This is a genomic window from Chryseobacterium kimseyorum, from assembly GCF_025971945.1.
Lineage (GTDB): Bacteria > Bacteroidota > Bacteroidia > Flavobacteriales > Weeksellaceae > Chryseobacterium > Chryseobacterium kimseyorum.
This window is the reverse complement of sequence record NZ_JAPDHW010000010.1, coordinates 117,698-133,548: the sequence shown is the minus strand read 5'-3', so window position 1 is coordinate 133,548 and position 15,851 is coordinate 117,698. Positions and strand designations below refer to the sequence as shown.

The 15,851-nt window shown below is 34.7% G+C and carries 17 protein-coding genes and 1 tRNA gene; 7 read left to right on the top strand and 11 right to left on the bottom strand.

The features are described from left to right. Positions 1-11: 11 nt before the first annotated feature. On the bottom strand, positions 12-863 hold the full coding sequence (locus OMO38_RS14860; RefSeq protein WP_264750974.1) for a BadF/BadG/BcrA/BcrD ATPase family protein: 852 nt from the start codon (positions 861-863) through the stop codon (positions 12-14). Between the two features lie 86 nt (positions 864-949). Then, complete coding sequence (locus OMO38_RS14855; RefSeq protein ID WP_264750973.1) at positions 950-1,213, bottom strand: hypothetical protein; 264 nt, start codon at positions 1,211-1,213, stop codon at positions 950-952. Positions 1,214-1,443: 230 nt separating this feature from the next. On the opposite strand from OMO38_RS14855, the gene OMO38_RS14850 reads away from it, so the two are divergent. The 4 genes from OMO38_RS14850 to OMO38_RS14835 all read left to right on the top strand — a co-directional run bounded on the left by OMO38_RS14850 (position 1,444) and on the right by OMO38_RS14835 (position 5,494). Then, on the top strand, positions 1,444-1,902 hold the full coding sequence (locus OMO38_RS14850) for a GtrA family protein (protein ID WP_264750972.1): 459 nt from the start codon (positions 1,444-1,446) through the stop codon (positions 1,900-1,902). A 3-nt stretch (positions 1,903-1,905) separates the two neighbouring features. Continuing rightward, complete coding sequence (locus OMO38_RS14845) at positions 1,906-2,631, top strand: lysophospholipid acyltransferase family protein (protein ID WP_264750971.1); 726 nt, start codon at positions 1,906-1,908, stop codon at positions 2,629-2,631. Between the two features lie 48 nt (positions 2,632-2,679). After that, positions 2,680-4,449 carry an MFS transporter gene (locus tag OMO38_RS14840; protein ID WP_264750970.1) on the top strand — a complete coding sequence of 590 codons (1,770 nt, stop codon included), beginning with the start codon at positions 2,680-2,682 and terminating at the stop codon, positions 4,447-4,449. 61 nt (positions 4,450-4,510) lie between these two features. Continuing rightward, positions 4,511-5,494: a DUF3810 domain-containing protein gene (locus tag OMO38_RS14835; protein ID WP_264750969.1), complete on the top strand. Its 984-nt coding sequence runs from the start codon at positions 4,511-4,513 to the stop codon at positions 5,492-5,494. 668 nt (positions 5,495-6,162) lie between these two features. On the opposite strand, the gene OMO38_RS14830 is transcribed toward OMO38_RS14835, so the two are convergent. The 6 genes from OMO38_RS14830 to greA form a co-directional block, all read right to left on the bottom strand. Beyond that, positions 6,163-6,236 (bottom strand) — tRNA-Met (locus tag OMO38_RS14830). 44 nt (positions 6,237-6,280) lie between these two features. Then, on the bottom strand, positions 6,281-7,564 hold the full coding sequence (locus tag OMO38_RS14825; protein ID WP_264750968.1) for a TlpA family protein disulfide reductase: 1,284 nt from the start codon (positions 7,562-7,564) through the stop codon (positions 6,281-6,283). Between the two features lie 279 nt (positions 7,565-7,843). Further along, positions 7,844-9,856 (bottom strand): T9SS type A sorting domain-containing protein, encoded by a 2,013-nt coding sequence (locus OMO38_RS14820; protein ID WP_264750967.1) that lies wholly within the window; start codon positions 9,854-9,856, stop codon positions 7,844-7,846. A gap of 74 nt (positions 9,857-9,930) precedes the next feature. After that, complete coding sequence (clpX, locus tag OMO38_RS14815; protein ID WP_264750966.1) at positions 9,931-11,118, bottom strand: ATP-dependent Clp protease ATP-binding subunit ClpX; 1,188 nt, start codon at positions 11,116-11,118, stop codon at positions 9,931-9,933. Between the two features lie 63 nt (positions 11,119-11,181). After that, positions 11,182-11,571, bottom strand: coding sequence for an HIT family protein (locus OMO38_RS14810; RefSeq protein WP_264750965.1), 390 nt, complete (start codon positions 11,569-11,571; stop codon positions 11,182-11,184). Positions 11,572-11,600: 29 nt separating this feature from the next. Further along, positions 11,601-12,074 (bottom strand): transcription elongation factor GreA, encoded by a 474-nt coding sequence (gene greA, locus OMO38_RS14805; protein ID WP_047446862.1) that lies wholly within the window; start codon positions 12,072-12,074, stop codon positions 11,601-11,603. A gap of 108 nt (positions 12,075-12,182) precedes the next feature. On the opposite strand from greA, the gene OMO38_RS14800 reads away from it, so the two are divergent. From OMO38_RS14800 to OMO38_RS14790, 3 genes are all read left to right on the top strand, one after another. Further along, positions 12,183-12,641, top strand: coding sequence for a hypothetical protein (locus OMO38_RS14800; RefSeq protein WP_264750964.1), 459 nt, complete (start codon positions 12,183-12,185; stop codon positions 12,639-12,641). After that, positions 12,642-13,091: a D-aminoacyl-tRNA deacylase gene (gene dtd / locus OMO38_RS14795; protein WP_264750963.1), complete on the top strand. Its 450-nt coding sequence runs from the start codon at positions 12,642-12,644 to the stop codon at positions 13,089-13,091. A 221-nt stretch (positions 13,092-13,312) separates the two neighbouring features. Continuing rightward, complete coding sequence (locus tag OMO38_RS14790) at positions 13,313-14,200, top strand: hypothetical protein (RefSeq protein ID WP_264750962.1); 888 nt, start codon at positions 13,313-13,315, stop codon at positions 14,198-14,200. Between the two features lie 78 nt (positions 14,201-14,278). Here the strand turns inward: OMO38_RS14790 and OMO38_RS14785 are convergent, their stop codons facing one another. The 3 genes from OMO38_RS14785 to OMO38_RS20280 are packed head-to-tail and all read right to left on the bottom strand — an operon-like array spanning position 14,279 to position 15,838. Beyond that, the gene (locus tag OMO38_RS14785) at positions 14,279-14,794 is read right to left on the bottom strand and encodes a hypothetical protein (protein ID WP_264750961.1); all 516 of its coding nucleotides are present in this window, start codon (positions 14,792-14,794) and stop codon (positions 14,279-14,281) included. Between the two features lie 44 nt (positions 14,795-14,838). Continuing rightward, on the bottom strand, positions 14,839-15,381 hold the full coding sequence (locus OMO38_RS14780) for a hypothetical protein (RefSeq protein WP_264750960.1): 543 nt from the start codon (positions 15,379-15,381) through the stop codon (positions 14,839-14,841). 46 nt (positions 15,382-15,427) lie between these two features. Beyond that, on the bottom strand, positions 15,428-15,838 hold the full coding sequence (locus OMO38_RS20280; RefSeq protein ID WP_319804252.1) for a DUF4153 domain-containing protein: 411 nt from the start codon (positions 15,836-15,838) through the stop codon (positions 15,428-15,430). Positions 15,839-15,851 lie beyond the last annotated feature (13 nt).

Sequence of the window (15,851 nt, the reverse complement as noted above, 5' to 3'; positions counted from 1 at the left end):
ATTTTCTTTTTTTATAGTATATATTTAATATGGTAGTTGACTAAACTTTCAATAGGTTTTTGTACAACGTGTCCCACATTCAAATGAAGTTCTGAAGCTACAGAACGTAGAATATTTTCGTAATAATATGCAATTGATCCGATGAAATTAATCTCGGATTCTTTTGACTCTTCGTAAGGAATAACCTGATATTCGAAGAAATTTTTCATCTCTTCTGAAACCATTTGTATAAAATAAGGATGATCTTTTCTCTCTACTACAAATTTATTGAAATCTGCCAGAAAAGCGTTGGGTCTTGTGCTGTGGTACATATTTTTCAATGCCTCATCAATCGTCAAGTGATAAGTGTTTTCAAATTCTTCATGAAGATCCTGCGGAAGTTTCTGCATAAAAAATCTTCGCACCAATTGTTTACCAATGGCACTTCCACTGCCTTCGTCACCGATAAGAATACCAAGTGACGGAAGTTTTATTTTTAAATTTTCGCCGTCAAAATAGCACGAGTTAGAACCCGTCCCCATAATACAGACAATTGCCGGCTTACCGTTATAAGCTGCATATGCTGCCGCTGCCAAATCTTCTTTTACCGTGATTTTTGCATTGGTAAACACTCTGCCAACTTCGTGTTCAATGGTATCGCAGTTTTGTTTCACACCACAACCCGAACCGTAGAAATAAATCTTGGTAATAGAATTTTTAACCGTATTTAGGCTTGTATTTTTTTCAATTTCGGGAACAATAAGTTCTCTGCTGATAAAATTGGGGTTAAAACCAATGGTTTCAGTTTTTAGAAAAACATTTTTGAATTCGTCTAAAATTACCCAGTCTGATTTTGTAGAACCACTATCAACAATAGCAATCATAATTCTTATTTTAAGAGTGCTAAATTATGAATTAATCTTTAAATAGCTCTTAAAAACAGACAAGGAAACCCGCTTAATGATTAAGCTCAGCTTTTGATTTCAGATTTATTTTGGTTAAACTGTATGAGCCAGTCTTCTATCTCCTTTTCAAGATAAGAGGTCTGCATCACCATGGCATTGATAAAGTCGTCGGGAATTGCTTCTCCTTCTTTATTTTCTAAATTCCAAAGTTCATCTGACATATTTTCGTACTCTGAATACACTCTTTTGAAACGTGTATTTTCCTTTTCCAAAGCTTCAATATTTTTTTGCTGAAGCTGAAATTTCCTGTATTTGTTTTGAGATTTCATACAAATATTTGATTTTTTTTAATGTGTAAAGTTTGAGCAAACTGTCTCAATCACTTGGTACAAGATAGAAAAGCCATCAACAGAAATGAGTTGAAAATGAATTTAGTATCAGGTAGATTCTGTTTCTTTCTGAAAATTAAATTTAGAAATTATTTTGAAACGAAAAAAAAAATTAACATCTTTTTTCACTGTTTAACATATAGTTATAAATTTGCACATTACTAAAAAATATGAGAGAACTATTACTGCGACACAAACAGGTCTTGTTTTTTATCATCGCAGGCGGACTGAGTGCCATTGTAGAAATTGGGAGTTTTAAGATTTTCAGCACTTACCTCCCACAGATATTCTCTCAGGAGCAGAATTTTCACGGTGTGCATTTTCCCTTCAGTAATATTTTCTCAACGAGCTGTGGAATTCTATCCAACTATTTTCTCAGTATCTGGTTTGTTTTTGAAAGAGGAAAGCATTCTAAAAAAAGAGAGTTTGTTTATTTTATGGGAGTTTCTTTTGTTTCTACATTATTAAGCTTATTTTTCTTCCAGATATTTTACAGTTATATTTTTAAAGATAATATTGATTTAATTTTTTATACCTTGAGTCCGGAAATGATCAGTAAAATCGCTGCGATTCTATTAGTTTCCATTCTGAACTATTCGGTGAAGAAAAAAGTAATTTTTAACGGTTAATTTGTGGTAAAGATTTTAAATTATCTATGGAGATTTTGGTTAGTGGTGTTGGCATTTTTGCTGACAATCCTATTAGGTTTACCCGTATATCTCTTTTCTCTTAATAAAAAAACATACAAATACGCCTATATTTTCATAAGAATCTGGTGCTACGGAGTTTTCTACGGAATGGGAATGAGATATGAACTCATCAATCTTACCGATAAAAAAATAGATAAAAACACGCAGTACGTTGTGATCTCAAATCACACATCAATAATGGATATTATGCTTCCGTGTATTTTGTTTCCGAATCATCCACTTTGCTATGTTGGAAAAAAAGAATTGGTGAAAATTCCGATCTTCGGAACGATATACAAAAGAATCTGTGTAATGGTTGACCGCAGCAGCCCGAGAAGCCGCGCCGATGTCTACCGAAGATGTGCAGAAAAAATGGAGGAAGGCAACAGCATTGTACTTTTCCCGGAAGGTGGTGTTCCCGATGACACTTCTATAGTTTTAGACCAGTTTAAAGACGGTGCGTTCACATTATCATCTAAACATCATTCACCGATTGCCGTGTTTACATTTATCGGTTTAAAGGAAATGTTTCCATTCGATAATTCAAAAGGTTTCCCCGGAAAAGTGAAAGTTTACTTTAACGATATTCTGGAGCCAACTGACTCCCCGAAAGATTTAAAATTGTCTTCATTTGAGACAATAAAAAAAACTTTAATGGAACTCAGTTAATCAAAGAAAAAAATTATATTTGTTGTTAAGATTTTTTTAAAAACAAATATGTCTAAAACAACTCAACCAACTAATTACCCAGCACTTTATACACTTATATTGGTGTTTTTTTTCTGGGGTTTTATCGCAGCAGGGAACAGTATTTTCATCCCATTCTGTAAAAACTATTTTTCCCTCGACCAATTTCAGTCTCAGCTGATTGATTTCGCCTTCTACACCGCATATTTTCTCGGTGCATTATTACTTTTTATTGGAAGTACAATAAAAGGCATAGACATCATCGGAAAATGGGGCTATAAAAAAAGTATTGTCTACGGCCTGCTCCTTTCAGCCGTCGGTGCTGCGATTATGATTATTGCGGTAAAAAGTAATGTATATTACGGAATGCTGATTGGTCTGTTTGTAGTGGCATTAGGTTTTTCTATCCAGCAGACTGCTGCGAATCCTTTTGCTGTTCTTTTAGGAGATCCTAAAACAGGAACAAGCCGACAGAACTTAGCTGGAGGTGTAAACTCTTTCGGTACATCTATCGGTCCTATTATCGTAGGTCTTGCCCTTTTTGGAACAACTGCTACGGTAGATGATAATCAGATTAAACATTTGGCTTTAGATAAAGTTATTTTGCTTTATACAGCAGTCGGAGCTTTATTTTTAATCGCTGCCGGAATTTTTCATTTTTCTAAAAAACTGCCTGCCGGAATTTCTACCGAACCGATGGAAAAAGCAGGAAAAGCAAGAAAGAATCTGATTGCTATGACGGTTTTGGTGATCCTTTGCTTCATTCCTGTATTTGCAAGTTACAATTCTGATGCTGCTAAAAAGATTGAAGTTATAAATAATGAACTTACCGTTTTAGATAAAAGTAAAGAAACAGAAACTGATGTTGCTAAAATAGAAACTATTCAAAAAAATATTGACACTAAAAAAGTAGAATTACAGGAAGTTAAACATCCTTTGGAAAAAACCAGAATGTATTACTTAGGCGGTGCTTTGCTCGCGGTAGTTTTATGTCTTGTATACGCGAACACAAGCTCTAAGAAAAATCCTGAAGGATGGGGAGCTATGAAATATCCTCAACTTGTTTTGGGTATGCTTGCTATCCTTGCTTACGTGGGAGTTGAAGTAGCAATTGGAAGTAATCTGGGAGAACTTTTAAGCCTACCTGAATTTGGAGGCCATCAGTCTTCAGATCTTGCTCCTTACATTTCGATGTATTGGGGAAGTTTAATGATTGGTAGATGGACAGGCGCCATCAGTGTTTTTAATTTAAATAAACAACAGCAGATGATCGCAACGATTGTCGTTCCGTTTATTGCATTTTTTGTGATTATAGGAATTAACGTGATTGCCCAGAAAGACATGTCGCATCTATACTACTATGCGATTTGTATTGTCATTCAGGTAATCTTGTTCTTAGTCAGTAAAAACAAACCGGCATTAACACTGATCATTTTTGGATTGTTTGGGGTAACAGCAATGATTATCGGTCTACTTACCACAGGTAATGTAGCAATTTATGCTTTCCTTTCAGGTGGTTTGGCGTGTAGTATTATGTGGCCGTCAATCTTTACTCTGGCGATTACAGGATTAGGAAAATACACGGCACAGGGTTCTGCATTCTTAGTAATGATGATTTTGGGTGGAGGAATTATTCCGCCGCTTCAGGGTAAACTTTCTGATATTATCGGAATTCACAGTTCATATATCATTCCTGTATTATGCTTTGCTTACATCACAGTGTTTGCTTATATGGCAAGAAAAGCTCTGAGCAGTCAGGGAATTAATGTTGACGTTTTAGAATCTGAAGGTGCGCATTAATAGGTTAACTACATATTATAAAAAAAGATTTTGGGCAGCTATTTTAGTTGTCCAAATTCTTTTGTTCTATACATTTTCAAAACTGAAAATAGTAGTTTCGTCGTTTGAAAGTTTTTTTGAATTTCAGAAAAAAATTCATCAGCTGTTATTCTCATGGATTCCGTTTTCCATCGGAGATGTCTTGTACATTCTATTAGGGGCTTTTTTGGTTTATCTAATTATCTCATGTTTTAAGACTAAAACCAGAAATTCATCAATTTTAAAAATATTGGTTCTTGCTAACATCATTTATTTTACCTACCAAATTTTTTGGGGAATGCTGTATTTCCAAAAGCCTATTATATCCAAACTGCCTGAGACAGAAATTACATTAGAAAAAAGGAAGTCTTTAGCTCTAAAATATCTGGAAAAATGCAGGCAGACAAGAATGCTTGTGAAAGAAAATCAGCAGGGAATTTTCGTTGTTTCAGACATTAGTAAAATTCAGTCAGAGATTTTAAATCGCCAAACAAAATTGCCGGCATTTATTTCATCTAAAAATTCTGATGAGATCAATTCATTTAAACCAAGTTTATTTGATGATTTCATGAGTTTTACTGGAATCCTGGGGTACTATAATCCCTTTACAGCTGAAGCTCAATTTAACGCTAAATTGCCAGCTTCCTATCTTCCTTTTACTTTGGCTCACGAAAGCTCGCATCAGCTCGGATATGCGCGTGAACAAGAAGCTAATTTTATAGGATATCTGATTGGAGTAAATTCCGGAAATATTGAACTTAGATACAGTACAGAATATTTTACTTTAAAAAGCCTTCTGAATTCTATCGTCTATGAAGATGAAAAGTTTGTGGAGACTGTGCTTAAAGACTATTCGTTGGGAATGAAAAGAGACCGCGCTTACGAGAGGCAATTTGTTTTAAAGCATCAGGGTTGGCTGAACGACTTTTTTGGTTTTACCAACAATCTTTTTTTAAAGAGTAACCAGCAGGAAGGTTCCGTCACGTACTCCTATTTCATTGATTTGCTAGTTCGCTACGAAAAGTAAAACAAAAAAAGAATCGTATCAGGCGATACGATTCTAAAAACACAAATGATGAAAAAAAATTTATTACCTTGACTTGTTCCCTCATTCAAGGCTTTGTAAAAATACGACAATATTTTAATATTCAAAATCTTACGTAACACTTTAATTAAACTTTAAGAAAACTTTATGATTTCTTAAGTTCATATTTTCTATTAATCTCCTCTAAATGATTTACTTATTAATTGATTTTTCACTTTATCCTTAATAATTTATGAATTTTTGATGAAATAATTATTAATTTACTACCAGTATGCAGCTATTTTTATTTTAAATTCATCATCCTAAAATGAGTTTATTTTTCCATAATCTGTAAAGCATCTTTTCATTATACAGCGAATTCCTAAGATGAATGACTACATTTTTACTATATAGAGTTCAAACGTATCATTTTTTGTTACGAATAATGACTTCATTGCTTCAAAATGACATTCTACAGTTGCAGCATCACTTTATTTAACAAAGATTTTATCCTAAATTTAGGATAAACTTTTTGCTAACTTTTAGAATAAGATATCATTCAATCAGATAATTTTTTTTTAATAAATAATCTGAAGTTAAGATTAGAATTAATAAGAATCTTAAAGAAAAGTTCTAAAACGACAAAACCCCTATTACTAGGGGTTTTTTTGTAGCGAAGACGGGAATTGAACCCGTGACCTCAGGGTTATGAATCCTGCGCTCTAACCAACTGAGCTACCTCGCCGTTTTGGTGGTGCAAATATATAAAATATTTGACATTCACCAAAATTATTTTAAATTTAAATTTGATAAAACATCGCCTACATGCTCTGGTTTACTGATAATCTTATTGTTAGCATCCAAAATAAAATAGCTCGGAGTAGCATGCACATTATATGTTTCTGCGTACGAACTATTCCAACCTCTTAATTCCGAATCGTTAATCCATGGAAAAGCAACAATCTTCTTCGTGTAAGAATCTTTATCAGAATCCAGAGACAGTCCTATAATCTGAATATTTTTGGCTTTAAGTTCATTATACTTTTCCAATAGTTTTGGAAGTTCAGTTTCACAGTGTGAGCACGTGGATGACCAAAATACCACTACTTTTTTATCTGCCTTTACTTCCGCGATTGATTTGGCAGTCGTATTTACCGGCGACTGAAACTTATAGTTTGGAAATACTGCACCAATTTCAACATTCGCATTCGCTTTCAGAGTTGAAGCCAGTCTATCTGTAATCGTACATTTAAGGTTTTTGGCAAGCGTTAAATACTTATTTTTGAGATCTGTCATTTCATAGACATCAAAAATATCGATCAACTCAGACAACACGGTCTGTCCGCGAGGCGTTTCCACCTTAAGTCTGTCTAATAATTTATCTACAGACTGTCCTACATTCGTATTGCCGCCATTGTTGAGATAAGCCACTAAAATAGGTCTTACTAAAGACGATGACTCCAGCATATCATTAGACTTATCAAAGAAGTCAACTACCTCATCCTGACTAACCTTTTTTGCAGAATCATTAGACAGGAATTTCGCGTAGTTGGTATTATAGTAATACACAAACGGATGTTTCGTCTGATCTACTGTGCTGTTTCCGGAAAGTTTACCAATCTCTGTAATCAGCGCCTTTCCGAAGTCTGTATTATCTTTGTAATATTCTTTTATCTGTGCTAAAGCCGGAAGAATAAGCTCTTTCTTTTGTGAGTATTCCTGAATGCTGTTCATTAACTCATTAGCCTCGTCCTGATAAATCACATTTTTAATTTTGTTTCCTTCAGTCTCCAGCTTAATATTTACATTTTTATTCTCAGAAATAAAGCTGATATTATTGTTGGTATTGGGAAAATAGACTTTCATCATCCCAGAATAGTTTTTAGGATACTTAAAAGTCCATGAGTTGTTCTTGCTTTGTTCTTTGGTAACGATGATATCTTTAGAACCACTGAGCGTATATAAAATCGCTTCTTTATCTTTAAAATCTGCTGGAGTCTGAATGTTGACAGAAAACTGTGCGTGCAGAGAGAATGCCAATAACACTCCCGATAATACAAATATCTTTTTCATAATGTAAAAATAAAAAAACTCTCTGAGTAATCAGAGAGTTTGAAATATTTTAATATAATTTTTATATTTTTTGCGTCTTGTACTTTTTAGCAAAATACACAATCATTAAGATTGCAGCGATTGCTAAAACGTAGATGTACATGTCGATAGGCACAGACTGTTTACCTGGCGTTGTCCCCCCAGTTCCGCATGTGGGACAACTTGGAGTCTGAGCAAATGTGAAAGTCGAAAATAGAACTATTAAAAGCAATATTATTTTTTTAGTTTTTTCCATAGTGTTTATTTTACAATTTTTGATGTAACTTTTTCCCCTTTGTCAGAAATAATTGTTACTAAGTAACCAATTTTTAAATCTTTCGCTAAGTCTAGCACATAATCTTTAGAAGCATCAACTTCTTTTTTAGATAGTACTAACTTACCACTCAGATCAAAAACTTCAACTGTCGCCTTTTTCCAAGAAGGATCAAATCTCACAAAATAACCATCTATTTCAGAATTATAAACCACTAAAGTTCTACTTGGTTTTTTAATATCGTTAGTACCCAATACTACATTATTAGGCATACCATAATACAGATCGTACTCAATACCACTATTTGTACCTGCCTGACTTGCAATTACGGAACCCTGAATTGCTGGAGAAACCGAGGTATCTGTTCCTTTTTTATAATAGAAACCTTCTCCTGACGAAAGAAGATGCGCACCACTAGCTATCTCCTGTGCATTTTCACGAATTTCAAATTTGAACGATACAATGTTTGGATTGTAATTTACTAATTTGATGTTTTTGCCCTTGAAATTAACTTCATTTGCTTCGTTAATATATAACCAATATGAAAAATAATTAGGATCATATCCACCGCTAATCGCATTTTCTTCATAAGTTCCAAAAGAGTTAGAAGCAGTTACTTGCACAGTAGGATTTGCGGTATGTCCGGAAACAGTATTTGGAGAAACTACATAGTAAGTTCTGTCAACCTCATTCCCATTTGCATCTAATCCTATGACTCCTAATTGTTTTACTGTACCTGAAAGCGTGTTTTTTCCTGCAGTGACACTATATGCCGTTCCAGCTAATCTTCTGTAATAATTAAACCTTCTTAGAGTTGCGAAATTAAGTGTTTCAGGTGTTGTTAAATTAGATTTCAATTTTACAACAAATGTACCCATAGGACGCACCATTGCATAAGCTACATCACCAGTTGGAACTCCACTTGCGAAAGTTAGTATTTTAAAACTTGTAGATCCACCACCTCCAGAGCTGGAATACTGTACTCCCTGTACCTCAAGCCTTACTCCATAAATATTGCTCAAATTATTTCCATCGCCATTAGCTTCAGCGGTAGCTATTTGTGACAAATCTAGATTAGTCATATATGGATTTCCAAACTGGTAAATATTTTTACCAAAACTCCCTTGCCAAACCCCGGCCGAAGCATCAAAAGAATCTTGCAGATAGGTATTATAATATTCATTATATTGATTAACAGCAAAACCATTTGTTCCAAAATTAACATTTGCTCCTGCTCCACTAAGCTGTAATGATAATTGTGCAGAAGTCGTCGCTACAGGTTTCCCTACTAGCGTTCTGGTTTGGTTACTTACATCTAATCCTGCTCCACCAACAATAAAGTAGGAAAATGGGCTCAAATCAACACCTAATTTGGTGTTTAAACCATTTGGCAAGTTAGCTGAAACAACATTTGTATTGTTCCAATAAAGAATTTCGTTACCAGAATATCGGGTATTATTAAAAGTTTTACCTAAAGCTGATGCCCCACTTAAACTAGAAACAGTTTTATCATGGAAAGGGAATCCCATTTGTTGATAAGAACCATGTGCTGGTTGTCTAAACTCTTGATTTACTACTCCTTTGATGTTACCTTGTGCAATACCATCAATAAAAAGCTGCCCATAAGTGTAAACAGGAATGGGAACTACTCCTGGGGTATCAGGATTTCTGTCAGGATTAACAGATGCGTATGCACCTGCTTCATTAAGTTTGTTAAGAAATGTTCCGGAAATACCGTCAGCAACTTCAGCACCACCATCATTCAAATTCCTAAACACATCTGAAGTAGTATTGCCTACAATCATGAAGTTTCCATGATTTTCAATACTCGGGATATTTATTCCAGAGCCTTTTGTCTGTAATCCTCCTCCATTGTATACAAGAGTACCTTTGCTTACATACATTTTAGCACCTGCATCTACATGCATTAGAACGGTCTGCGAATTAGCAGAAGAGGCAACGATTGCTAAAAGTCCAACAGTTAATAAATTTTTTTTCATTGTATAATATTTTTTGTGTTAATACAATCTTTCACTTGCAAAGATATAATTATTTTTCAGAAAAAATGTTAAAATTACTTAGTAATCAAAATATTATCATCTTTTAATATGATTTCCTCATCTTCGCCAATAGAGAACATGTAGTCTTCCAATACTTTCTCGGTAGTTCCTCTTAAGCCTCTTGCGCCTAATCCTTTTTCCATAGTTTCGTCGACAATTTTCTCAATTGAACTCTCAGTAAAGACCAATTTCGTCCCATCCATCTTGAAAAGTTCAACAAATTGATTCGTGATTGAATTCTTAGGCTCAGTCATGATTCTTACCATGGTTTCTTTTGTCAGTTTCTCTAAATAGGTAATGATTGGAAATCTACCGAGAAGTTCAGGAATTAATCCAAAAGTACGGAGATCTATTGCATTAATATTTGTTAATACATAATCATCCTCTCCCACTTTATTGATTTTCTCCGAACTGAATCCAATTGCCTGTTTGTTCATTCTCCTCTCAATAATCTCTTTGATTCCGTCAAAAGCTCCACCAGCAATAAAAAGAATGTTTTGAGTATTCACCTGAATATATTTCTGATCAGGATGTTTTCTACCTCCCTGTGGCGGTACATTTACAATACTGCCTTCCAAAAGTTTTAATAAACCTTGTTGAACACCTTCTCCCGAAACATCTCTTGTAATACTTGGGTTGTCAGATTTTCTCGCAATCTTATCAATTTCGTCAATAAAGACAATTCCTTTTTCTGCCTTTTCAACATCATAATCTGCAACCATCAAAAGTCTGGATAGTATACTTTCAACATCTTCGCCGACATATCCTGCCTCTGTTAAAATGGTTGCATCAACGATACAGAAAGGAACATTCAGTTCTTTAGCGATGGTTTTTGCCAATAAGGTTTTTCCGGTACCGGTTTCACCGATCATAATGATATTTGACTTCTCCAGTTCTACCTCCCGGTTTTCATCTTTGGCGTGAAGCAATCTCTTATAATGGTTATATACCGCAATTGACAGCTGTTTCTTCGCCTGATCCTGGCCAATCACATACTGATCAAGAAATTCTTTTATTTGTTTTGGCTTTTTCAGCTCATCGATAGTCTCTGCAGGAGAATATCCTGTCGGTGATACGGTATCTTTCACAATAGAATGTGCCTGCTCTATGCAGTTTTCGCATATAAATCCGTTCTGTCCAGAGATCAGCATCTGCACTTCATTTCTTTTCTTGCCACAGAAAGAACATTGGTTTGCATTCATTTTGATTTAAATATAATTAAAGAAAATCGTAAAAAATTTCTTTTTTACGACCCTCCTGTTTTGTTAAGAATTAATTATTGAATTTTGAATTTCTGTATATTCTTCTACAGATAATTTCAAGCGCTCATTTTTAAAGTTCATATCCTCGACTTTATTCAGAGGAATTAAATGAATATGAGCATGAGGAACTTCAAGCCCCACCACAGCAACTCCTACTCTAACGCAGGGAACTGCATCTTTTACTTTTTTAGCCACCTCCTGAGCAAAGCTCCAGAGATTTTTATATGCTTCACTTTCCAGATCAAAAATCAGATCGACTTCCTTTTTTGGAACTACCAAAGTATGTCCTTTCACCAATGGCATTGCATCTAAAAAAGCAATAAAATCATCGTCTTCTGCAATTTTGTAAGCAGTAATTTCTCCGTTAATGATTTTTGTAAATATTGAGCTCATATTTCTGATATGAATTTTAATTTTTGAGTTTAGTCAAGGGTGATTTCAAGAACTTCAAAAGACAGTTTGTTACCGTTTGGTAAAACGATCTCAGCTGTTTCGCCAATCACTTTTCCTAATAAACCTTTTGCAATAGGTGTATTCACAGATATTTTCCCCGTCTTCAAATCACTTTCGTTATCAGGAACCAATTTAAATACCTGTTCTTTTTTAGTATCGTTATTCATTAGTCGCACTGTTGTCAGGATTGAAACTTTTGAAGTATCAAGTTGAGTTTCATCAATCACTTTAGAAGTCGTAACAATATCTTTCAGTTTAGAAATTCTCATTTCCAACATTCCCTGTGCTTCTTTGGCTGCATCGTATTCTGCATTTTCAGACAAATCTCCTTTATCTCTTGCTTCTGCAATCTGTTGAGTAATCTTTGGTCTCTCTATCTTTTCCAATTGCTCAAGCTCGGCTTTCATTTTCTCTAATCCTTCCTTAGTTACATAGCTCGCCATAATCTTAAATTTTGTTTTTAGTATAAAAAAATAATCCGACATTTGTCGGACAATGTTTTTGCGTGTTAATCGTTATTGTTTTACAAATATATAAAAATTTATATTGAAATGAAAAAAACTTTCTCAATCATATCATTTTTCATCTTATTGACTTTCAGTTTATTAAATATAAACTCATGCGGAAGTCAGGAAGACACAGTAAGCTGTTTTCCGGACTCTCAAATCAGTGTCAATCTAAACCTAAATCTTGCAACATACAATAATTTAAACTACGTAGGACAGCCCGTATACATTGACGAGCAACAGTCCGGAACACGTGGCCTTATAGTTGTCAGAACGGCTGATGTTCCAGCCTCATTTAAAGTATATGACAGAAACGCACCGCACCTTTGCCCGGAAAACAATACAACCCTGGAAATAAAAGATAACATCAGTATTATCTGCCCAAAAGACAATGCCACCTGGATTTTGATTACAGGTCAACCAACAGCTATTTCCTCAGTACAGCCAAAGACTTATTTCTGGAGTTACGACGCTGCAACTAAAAACTTAAATCTTTACAACTAAGTGAAAGCTGTTATCCAAAGAGTTGCGGAAGCAAGCGTCCAAGTTGAAGGAAATACCGTTGGACAAATAAAAAAAGGACTTATGCTCCTGATTGGAATCGACGAACAGGACGAAAAGACAGATGCCGACTGGTTGATTCAGAAAATTTTAAACCTCAGAATTTTCAGGGATGAAAATGAAAAACTCAATCTTTCTATAAAAGATATTTCGGGAGAAATTCTCTGCATCAGTCAGTTTACCCTTATTGCCGATTACAAAAAAGGAAACCGCCCCTCATTTATCAAAGCTGCAAAGCCTGATAAAGCAATTCCCCTATTCGAATATTTTAAAGAAGAAATAGCTAAATCAGGATTGAAAACTGAAAGCGGAATCTTCGGTGCGGACATGAAAGTCTCATTAATTAATGACGGTCCGGTGACCATTGTGATGGACTCTATCAGCAAAATCTAAAACCCACGACGTTTTTCGGAAAAAATAACGCACAGTCAACTTCTGATTGTGCGAAACCGTGTATGATTGAGATCATATATCACACAGTAGTTACAAAAAGTAACATTCGATTTTATCAACATAAATTTGATTATGTAATATTTTTATCAAAATAAAATTAATATAATTGTTTTAATCATAATTAATTAGTTAAATTTAACAAACCAAAACTAATAGAAGTTATGAAAAAAAATTATTTATTACCTTTCCTATTAATGATGGGATATGGAATTAGCGCGCAAGTGGGAATTAATACCACTAGTCCAAAATCTACTTTGCACGTAGAAGGAAGACCGGAAACTACGGCTACGGACGGAATTATACCTCCAAGGCTGAGTGGTGATTTATTACGTTCCAAGTCAGCTGCATATGGGCCTGATCAAAATGGAGCCATTGTATACGTCACAAGTGCTGTAACAAATCCCAATCCTACAACAGAACCAAAAACTCAGGATGTGGGGAGCACAGGATTCTTCGTGTATGATGCTTTCTATACGCATCCTAACAGCACGCAGGGTATTTGGAATAAAGTGCCTTCAAACGATCCTTCAGAAATAAGCGGAACATATGCTGCTAGAGCGGCGGGCAATGTTTCTCTCCTTAGTTTATCTCTTAACCTTTTAGGTTCCAATGTGAACTATATTGCTCTTACAAATACATCAAATACAATCTATAATGTAGAGATACCTTCTCCACAAGTTAGTAATTCAGCATATAACGTTCCTTCGGACGGTATATATCAAATTAATTACAGCTTTAGAACGGGACAAGGTGTTTCAGCAGAACTACTAACTGGTGCTCGACCCGGTCTCATTATCACCAAAACAACCGCTGGAACAACTACAGCACTTGATTACCGGTATTTCGGCAGCATAAGCCTTTTGGATCTTGGAGGTGTAATTGGTTTAAACCTGGTAGTTGCTAACATTACTATCTCTCAAGGGCAAATAAGCCATATCTATAAATTAAAGGCTGGAGACATTTTGAGATTCGGAATTGTCCAGGGAGGCTTAAATCTTGGACTTGTAACTGACAAATCAACTGAACTATCTATCTACAAGATTAAATAAATTTCTAATATTAATTTTAGAAAAAAAAGCTTTCTCATATTTACGAGAAAGCTTTTTTACTTTTAAATTCAAGACGATTTATCTTACCGGTACACTGCTGAAATTCAGTGCTACTTTCAGGTTCATATCTGATGTTGTTTGATTTTTCAGTTCATACACAGTTCTTACAGTTAAACCTGTGCTTTTTACTACCTCATCCAGGTAACCTGTATCACTGTTTAAATCTAAATTTAAACTTGATGAGCTCGACGACATATCTGATCTTGACGCTACTAATCTTTCATTGGTTCCGTTAGAGGAAATGTAAACTTTTATAGATTTTAAAGCACTCAAATTTCCGCCTGCCGGAGAAACGACTGATATTTTAGCGTCAGATATTCTTACATCTTTGATCTGAGCGTTATTATTACCGCCAAACCACGTCTGAACATTTGTTGCTGTCGCTGTAGAAGAAACTTCCTTGTTTGCAGGAACTCCCGTAGAAACTAAAACATTTGCCGTGTACGGAAATGTGTTCTGAATAACAGACTGCACAGTTCCACAACTTACCAGCAGTGCTGAGGCAACTATTGCTGTTGAAAATATATTTTTCATTTGTTTAACTTTTAAATTTTTGATTTACATAAACTATACCAATTTTATTCTACTGTTACAGAAAAGCTTCCGGTAGTTTTACCATCCGCCATATTATTTTTACCGATAATCAACCACACCTCTCCCGGAGTCGGCACGTTATAAGTAATTTCTCTCATAAACGGACCATCCATTTTTCCGTCAGGTAGTTTGATCTGATTAAATCTAATATTGAAATCCTGCTGTTTTGTTGCAATTTTTGCAGTTATTTTTTGATTTTTAAAATTGCCTATCTTCAAAATCAGTTTGTCATGTTTATCTGTAAACTCTTCACCAATAGTGAAAGGAAGGCGCTCACCATCGGCCATTCTCACAATCACTCTGTCTTTTTCCTCACGCATTACTCCAGTTCTAAGAACTTCTTTTGTTGCGGGAGCATTATTGATTACAGAATCTCTTGCACGCAAATCAACAGAATCAACTGTAGACTGTGGCGCTGGCTGCTCGCTTACAATGATAGAATCTTTATCTGCAGATTCTGACACTGCCGCCTCTTTTTTACATGATAGAATAATTAACGGAATCAATAATAAAACTGATTTTTTCATAATGCATATTTTTAATGGTTTATTTGAAATGAAAGATTTCATCATCTCATTCCTGCACGGTCTCATAAAATAAAATTTTAGAAAGAAATGTTCTGGCCTTTTCTTCCCGAACCTTATCTAAAACTTCTTTTCTCAATTGCGTATTTTGTCTTTCTTTAGCATATTTCAGCAGATATTTTTCACTGAAACTGATAGAAATCAAATGATAATTAATTGCAAAATCGTTCCTTTTCATGTTTTGAGAAGTGATAATTCCGCCCCAATTGATGAAAGAACATGCTAAAACTGTTCCATAAACAGCCCAAACCACTGAATTGAAAAGATATGCATTTGTTTTCTGCGTGTGAATTTTGATAAAAGTAAGGATTAAACCAATCAGCGATAAAATAAGAAAAGCATACACTCCCAGTTTTTTATACGTGAAGCCCATATCGATGATGTACTCTGTATTTTTTATAAATGCTGAGATG